Origin of the sequence: Streptomyces monashensis (genome assembly GCF_001866665.1) — a bacterium.
Classification (GTDB): domain Bacteria; phylum Actinomycetota; class Actinomycetes; order Streptomycetales; family Streptomycetaceae; genus Streptomyces; species Streptomyces monashensis.
In genome coordinates this window covers 1-791 of sequence record NZ_MLYO01000203.1, presented here as the reverse complement: position 1 = coordinate 791, position 791 = coordinate 1, and the positions used below count along the sequence as shown (strand labels likewise).

The window sequence follows — 791 nt, the reverse complement described above, 5'->3', positions numbered from 1 at the left end:
GGCACTGGAAGCACGACCTGGACGTCTCCGCCGACGGATCCCTCTACCTCAACGAGCTGGTCGGCCTCCACCTGGCCACCGCCCTCGCACTCGTCGTCTACTTCTGGCGGGACTGGGTACGCATCGTCCGCGGCCTGGTCACGTCGGTCACCCAGCGCCGCGTCGAGACCGTGGACCAGAAACTCGCCTGGCTGATCGTCACCGCCTGCGTCCCGGTCGCGGTCGCCGGCGTCGCGCTCGACAAGGTGTTCCGCACCACGCTCGGCAAGCCCGTCCCCACCGCGATCTTCCTGGCGCTCAACGGCATCGTCCTCTTCGTCACCGAGCAGCTGCGCCGCGGCGGCACCGGCCGCCGGCGCGCCGGGGCCGCGGCCGCCCCCGGGGAGGAGCACCTGTCGGCGGACGAACAGTCCGACCTGCGGATCACCCGGATGACCGTCCGGCAGGCCGTGACGATCGGCGCCGCCCAGATCCTCGCCCTGCTGCCCGGCATCAGCCGCTCCGGCTCCACCATCAGCGCGGGCATCTTCAAGGGCCTGGGCCACGAGGACTCCGCCCGGTTCGCGTTCCTGCTCGCCACCCCCGTCATCGGCGGCGCCGCGCTCCTCAAGCTGCCCCCGCTGCTCGGCGCCCAGGGCAACGGCCTGCGCGGCCCCCTGCTCGCGGGCAGCGTGGCCGCGTTCGTCGCGGCCTACCTCGCCACCCGCTTCCTCGTCCGCTACTTCGAGAACCGCACCCTCATCCCCTTCGCCGTCTACTGCTCGGTGGCCGGACTCGGCAGCCTCGCCTAC

General features: G+C 72.7%; 1 protein-coding gene. It reads left to right on the top strand.

Annotation, left to right across the window (positions count from 1 at the left end; genetic code table 11):
* The coding region (locus tag BIV23_RS45295) for an undecaprenyl-diphosphate phosphatase (protein WP_071386807.1) at positions 1–791 on the top strand (791 nt) is incomplete at both ends.